Source organism: Syntrophomonas sp. UBA5494, assembly GCF_002426325.1.
Map to the genome: position 1 here is coordinate 1 of NZ_DIPG01000047.1, position 5,736 is coordinate 5,736.

Consider the following 5,736-nt stretch of genomic DNA (forward strand, 5'->3'; position numbering starts at 1 on the left):
CTCCCCCTTTTCTATTACCACAAGGTTTATTTATCAGGCTTTAATTAGAGGAGTGAATCGAGATGCCAAGTAAGATACCTGTACAGCTGCCCAGCGGTTATATGGAATTTTTCTCCAGCCTTGAATCCTGGCAGAATGAACAACAGATCAAGCTTCAAGCCGCTGTGGACGTGGAAAAAGCCGAAGAACCGCAGCGAAAGATCGCCAAACACCGCCGGCCTTTGATTATCACCACCGGACTGCAAATCGACCCTGTTTTATACCGGCAAGTGCTGGATGATTTGTTGGTTTTTCTAATTAAACAGCGTCCTGATATAGCATCTAATCTGGAAATAATACAAAAAGAGGTTCCCGATTTCAACTTTCCTGTGCTGATTGCCCGGTTGATTGAGCAAGATATGGATTATCTGGAACAACTGGCTCATTCACTCAAGATATCCCCGGAGCTGTTTATATTCGCACTGGATCATGCCATCAGACCCTTCCTGCGTGTATATGCAGCTCATTATCAGGCCGATATATTAGAGCACACTTACCAGAACTGGGATCTGCCCACTATCTGCCCGATATGCGGCAGCAAATCACATTTCAGCCGCCTGCGCGCTGAGGACGGAAGGCGTTTCATGTTCTGTGACCGTTGCTTTATTGAATGGGAAACCCGCTACCTGGAATGTGTACATTGCGGTAATGATGAACCGGGCAAAATCAATTATATCTCTGTGGAAAATGATACTTCCAATCAGTTATATACTTGTGAAAAATGCCGGGGGTACTTGAAAACATATGACGAGCGTCCCTCCGGATTGCCTACCGACTTGTTCCTGGCCAACATTCAGACTATATATCTGGATTTGTTGGCTGAAGAAAAAGGATACAGCAATCACAACAATGATTGGAGCAACAAATAGATTATGAAATAAAAAGGTACAGGTGCGTTCCGTCTCGGGAGCAAAAAACCTGTACCTTTGTTATACCTTTTTACAATAGCCGGAATCTGTCTACTATGAAGCGGGCAATTTCCAGGTCCTGATCAAATCCGAAGCAGGGAATCCCGTCATTGACCTGGCGGTCGGATACACGCCCGATAAGATTGGGGAGATCTGGCAACAGGTCTCCGGTAGCCTGGCGTACCACCTCGATTTTTGGATATGGCCCGGTTTTATAGCCTTCGGTAATCACCAGGTCGGCATCAACCTTAACCTCATCATATATATCGCTAAGATTTCTTTCTATTCTCTCCCGGCGATAGCGCAAGGACATTTTTGGAGAAGATGCGTATACCAAACCCGAACCGGCTTGATAAAAGCGCTCGGAGTCCTTTTCAACCGGCAAATCGAAGCCATGCTGAGAATGTTTTATTACTGCGGTACGGATATTCCAGAGAGTCAGATGACGGATCACCTTAACCAATAGGGTGGTCTTACCGCTGTTGTGATGTCCTACAAATGATATGGCTGGAACCAATGAGCTACCCCTTTCTTTACAATCCGTTCGGTATACGCCCTATCGACTGATTAAATCGCGGGCTATGGCCTTACATTTTTTCAAAACCTCCTGCTCATCAAATTTGGTAATCCGGCGGTGCTCCATGATGATTTGGCCATCGACGATCACGGTATCAACATCCGCGGCCTGACCCGAATAAATGATATTGGCCAGGATATCGTAACGTGGAATCATATGAGCCGCGGTGAGGTTGACCATTATCATGTCGGCCTTGTACCCGGGTTTTAAGATCCCTATCTGGTCATCCCAACCCAGGGCTCGAGCACCCAGGGCAGTTCCCATTTCCAGGGCCTGATAAGCAGGCAACACTGTGGGATCCATACTGTTGACTTTATGCAGCAAGGCACAGCTGCGCATCTCCTCTAGCATATCCAGATTATTATTGCTGGAAGCCCCATCCGTTCCTAATCCTACCGCAATCCCAGCCCTTAGCATGGCTGGAACCGGTGCGACTCCGCTGGCCAGCTTCATGTTGCTTTCCGGATTGTGGGCTACACCGACCCTGTTCTGCTGCAAAATGGCAATGTCATCATCACTCACGTGCACACAGTGGGCGGCCAGTGTAGGGCGGGTGAAAACGCCATTTTCAAGCATCAGTTTTACCGGCGAGACTCCGTATTGCTTTACGACGTCTTCCATCTCTTGACGGGTTTCGGAGATATGTATATGTATGCCTACCTCAAGCTCTTCTGCCAAGGCCACTACTTGTTTAAGATATTCCGGGGGACAGGTATACGGAGCGTGAGGTCCCAGGGCGAAACGAATGCGTCCTTTAGCGGCGCCATGCCATTGAGCCACCAGTTTGCGGCTGTCATCCAGGGCCGACTGACTTTCCGGGGAAACACCGATCATGCCCCGGCTCAAGACCGCGCGAATCCCTGAAGTTTCCACCGCCCGGGCGGCCTGACTCATGAAAAAATACATATCATTGAAAGTAGTGGTGCCGGATTTGATCATTTCCACTATGGCCAGCATGGTGCCCCAATAGATGTCCTCGCCATTGAGTTTGGCTTCCAGGGGCCAGATCTTGGTGGAGAGCCATTCCATCAGAGGCAGGTCATCGGCATAACCCCTGAGCAGGGTCATGGCGGCATGGGTGTGGGTATTGACCAAACCCGGCAGCACCACCTGCCCGCTGCCATCGATAATGCGCTCATAACTCCCCTGAGGAGCTGCGCCCGAACCCATCCGGTCGATGACATCATCGGCTATGATCAGATATCCCTTCTCTATTAAACTGTCTTCACCGCTCATAGGGAGAATAGCTACATTCTCTATCATTAAATTCGACATTTACCTAACCTCCTTCAGCCCTCAATCCAAGTAGCCGTGTCAAATCCCATCTAATCATTCACTGTTATTTCTTTTGCCCGTACTTCTGGAACCCTGCATGAAGCAAATTGACCTCATCTTCGGGCAGCCCCTGAAGCGGCCCCAGCATACGGGCATAGAGCCCCACCTGCGCGGTCTGTTCGATCACATAGCATATCCTCAAAGCCTGAGCCATACTGCCCCCAACCCCGATCACGCCATGATTTGACAACAAAGCGGCACAACCCTTCTCCCCAAGTGTTTTAACGGTGTATTCAGCCAGCTTGCGGGTGCCGGTCCGCGCATAAGGAACAACTGCAATTTCATGGCCGATGGCCTGAGCGGTTTCCTCCAATATGACCGGAATGGGGATTCCAGCCACGGCAAAGGCAGTCGCAAATGGACTGTGGACGTGTACTATCGCCTGTACATCCGGTCTGGCCAGGTATATAGCCAGATGCAGGGGAGTCTCGCTGGAGGGGCGGAATTTCCCTTCTATTACCTGCCGATTGTAATCCACCACCACCATATCCTCCGGGGTCAGGACGGCATAGTCCATACCGCTGGGGGTGATGACGAAGCCCTCGGTCTCAGTGGCCCGGGCGCTCACATTGCCCCAGGTTCCGATTACCATGCCGCTGCTTGAAATCTCCCGGGCCGCCTCCAGAACCTGGCGCCTCACTTCCATGGAACTAAACATGACGTCACCGCCCTTCCTTGAGCTTTCGTAAGCCATCCGCAAACGGGGCTCTAATAACGCCGCCTTCGGTTATTATGCCGGTGATCAAGTGCTGTGGGGTCACATCAAAAGCGGGGTTGAATACTTTCACCTCCGGAACCGTAAGGTAGGCGTCCGCACACCGTCTGACCTCATCCTCATGGCGTTCTTCAATGATGATAGCCCCTCCGTCGGGCAAGCTGATATCGACGGTAGATGACGGTGCGGCTACGTAAAATGGGATCTGATGGTACTGGGCCAAAACCGCCAGAGAAAAAGTGCCGATTTTATTGGCTGTGTCGCCATTGGCGGCAATGCGGTCGGCGCCAACAATTATGGCGTCCACTTTCCCCAGCTGCATGGTGTAGGCGGCCATACTGTCGGTAATCAATGTTACCGGGATATGATCCTGCATTAATTCCCACACGGTCAGCCGGGCCCCCTGCAGAACCGGGCGGGTCTCGCAGGCCCACACCATATCGACTTTATTGCGGGCGGCCGCTGAACGGATCACCCCCAGGGCGGTCCCATATCCACAGGTTGCCAGAGTGCCGGCATTACAAATCGTCATCACCTGCGCCCCCGCAGGAAGAAGAGCTTCCCCATTTTCTCCAATGGTCCTATTAACGGCTATATCCTCTGCACACATCTTCTGGGCTTCATTGAGCAACAGTGCCGCCACTTCGCCCCGGGCCTGATGACGGTGCTGCAGGTACAGCTGCTCCATGCGCTGCAAGGCCCAGAAGAGATTGACTGCGGTCGGCCTGGTGGAGGCCAGCAAATCCCTGGTCTTATAGAAATGAGCATCCATTTCTGCCGGGGAGCCGTTATAGCGCCGCATCCCCAGGGCCAGTCCGAAAGCCGCCACCACCCCGATAAGGGGTGCGCCGCGTACCTTCATGGAGCGGATAGCCGCAGCCACCTCCTGCGGCGTATGGCAAGGCGCGAATACCACCTCCCCGGGCAGCTTACTCTGGTCCAATACCACCACGGCTTCATTATCAAAGCGCACCGTCGCGATCATAGCTTGACCTCTATTTCCTCAAGGATGCGCGCACAATCGCATTCTTTAGCCTGCTTTTCAATTAACAGGGTGCTCTCCAGCAAAAGCTGGCGTACCGAGGCGGTGTTGTTCTTCATAACTTCATACACTTCACTATGGGTTAAAATAGTTGGCGAAATGCCGGCGGCAAAATTGGTGATGGTAGCCACAGTAGCGTAACACATTCCCAATTCCCTGGCCAGGCAGACCTCGGGGACACTGGTCATCCCCACCACATCTCCGCCTAAGAGTTTATACACCGAAATCTCCGCTGCGGTTTCGAAGCGCGGACCCTCGGTGCATACATACACCCCGCCGTTGCTGACCTGATACTGCAGGCCATTGGCGGCTTCCATTACGGCAGACCTCAGCCGGGGGCAATAGGGCACGGTCATATCACAGTGCACCACCCCCATATCCCCGCCTTCATATAAAGTAGCGGGACGTGATTTGGTGAAGTCCAGGAACTGGTCTACCAGGACGAAATGGCCGGGCTTAAAATCATAGTTCAAGGATCCTACTGCAGCTGTAGCCAGGATATTTCTGACCCCCAGTTTGTACAAAGCCAATATGTTGGCGCGGTAATTCACCAGATGCGGGGGCACACTGTGTTTAGCCCCATGTCTGGGAATAAAGGCCAATTCCACTCCTTTGTAACTGCCTACAGTGACCGCAACTACTCCAAATTTGGTTTGCTGAAGGACCTCGCGGCGATTTTCCAGGGCATCTGGGCTGTATATGCCGGTGCCTCCGATGATGGCTGCTTTAATCAAGTAAATTCCTCCTCACAGATAGCTTATTAGGATTGAGCATTTGTATTATCAGTGTCAAACAAGGCCTGAGCGAATAAATTAGGGTCGAAATCCCTCAAATCATCCAGAGTTTCCCCAATTCCGATCAGCTTGACCGGCAGTTCCAGCTCCCTGGCGATGGCCAGGACTATGCCTCCTTTGGCAGTGCCATCCAGCTTGGTGAGAACAATGCCGGATACACCGGTAGCTTCCTGAAAGATACGGGCCTGACTTATTGCGTTCTGACCGGTGGTGGCGTCTAATACCAGCAAGACCTCTTGTGGTTCTTGCCCAATTTCCCTCTCGATAATCTTTCTTACTTTAGCCAGCTCTTTCATTAGATTGGTCTTATTCTGCAGTCGCCCTGC

Annotated in this window: 6 protein-coding genes and 1 pseudogene; 1 reads left to right on the forward strand and 6 read right to left on the reverse strand. The window is 51.7% G+C overall.

Annotated elements, in window-relative coordinates:
- The first annotated feature begins 62 nt into the window (after positions 1-62).
- Positions 63-908, forward strand: a complete 846-nt coding sequence (locus tag B3W37_RS05220; protein WP_483174984.1) for a formate dehydrogenase accessory protein FdhE — start codon at positions 63-65, stop codon at positions 906-908.
- A gap of 70 nt (positions 909-978) precedes the next feature.
- Here B3W37_RS05220 and mobB read toward each other — a convergent pair whose 3' ends face one another.
- The 6 genes and pseudogenes from mobB to B3W37_RS05250 all read right to left on the reverse strand — a co-directional run.
- Positions 979-1,464: a molybdopterin-guanine dinucleotide biosynthesis protein B gene (mobB, locus tag B3W37_RS05225; protein ID WP_483174986.1), complete on the reverse strand. Its 486-nt coding sequence runs from the start codon at positions 1,462-1,464 to the stop codon at positions 979-981.
- 39 nt (positions 1,465-1,503) lie between these two features.
- A complete protein-coding gene (locus B3W37_RS05230; protein ID WP_483174987.1) occupies positions 1,504-2,799 on the reverse strand; it encodes an amidohydrolase in 1,296 nt (431 codons plus the stop codon).
- Between the two features lie 64 nt (positions 2,800-2,863).
- A complete protein-coding gene (locus B3W37_RS05235) occupies positions 2,864-3,553 on the reverse strand; it encodes a class II aldolase/adducin family protein (protein ID WP_483175009.1) in 690 nt (229 codons plus the stop codon).
- Positions 3,522-4,556, reverse strand: coding sequence for an S-methyl-5-thioribose-1-phosphate isomerase (mtnA, locus tag B3W37_RS05240; RefSeq protein WP_483170967.1), 1,035 nt, complete (start codon positions 4,554-4,556; stop codon positions 3,522-3,524). The genes B3W37_RS05235 and mtnA overlap by 32 nt, the downstream gene beginning before the upstream one ends.
- A complete protein-coding gene (gene mtnP / locus B3W37_RS05245; RefSeq protein ID WP_483170960.1) occupies positions 4,556-5,350 on the reverse strand; it encodes an S-methyl-5'-thioadenosine phosphorylase in 795 nt (264 codons plus the stop codon). Before mtnP ends, mtnA begins: the two co-directional genes overlap by 1 nt.
- 26 nt (positions 5,351-5,376) lie before the next feature.
- Positions 5,377-5,736, reverse strand: a pseudogene (locus tag B3W37_RS05250) (signal recognition particle-docking protein FtsY); the annotation flags it as partial.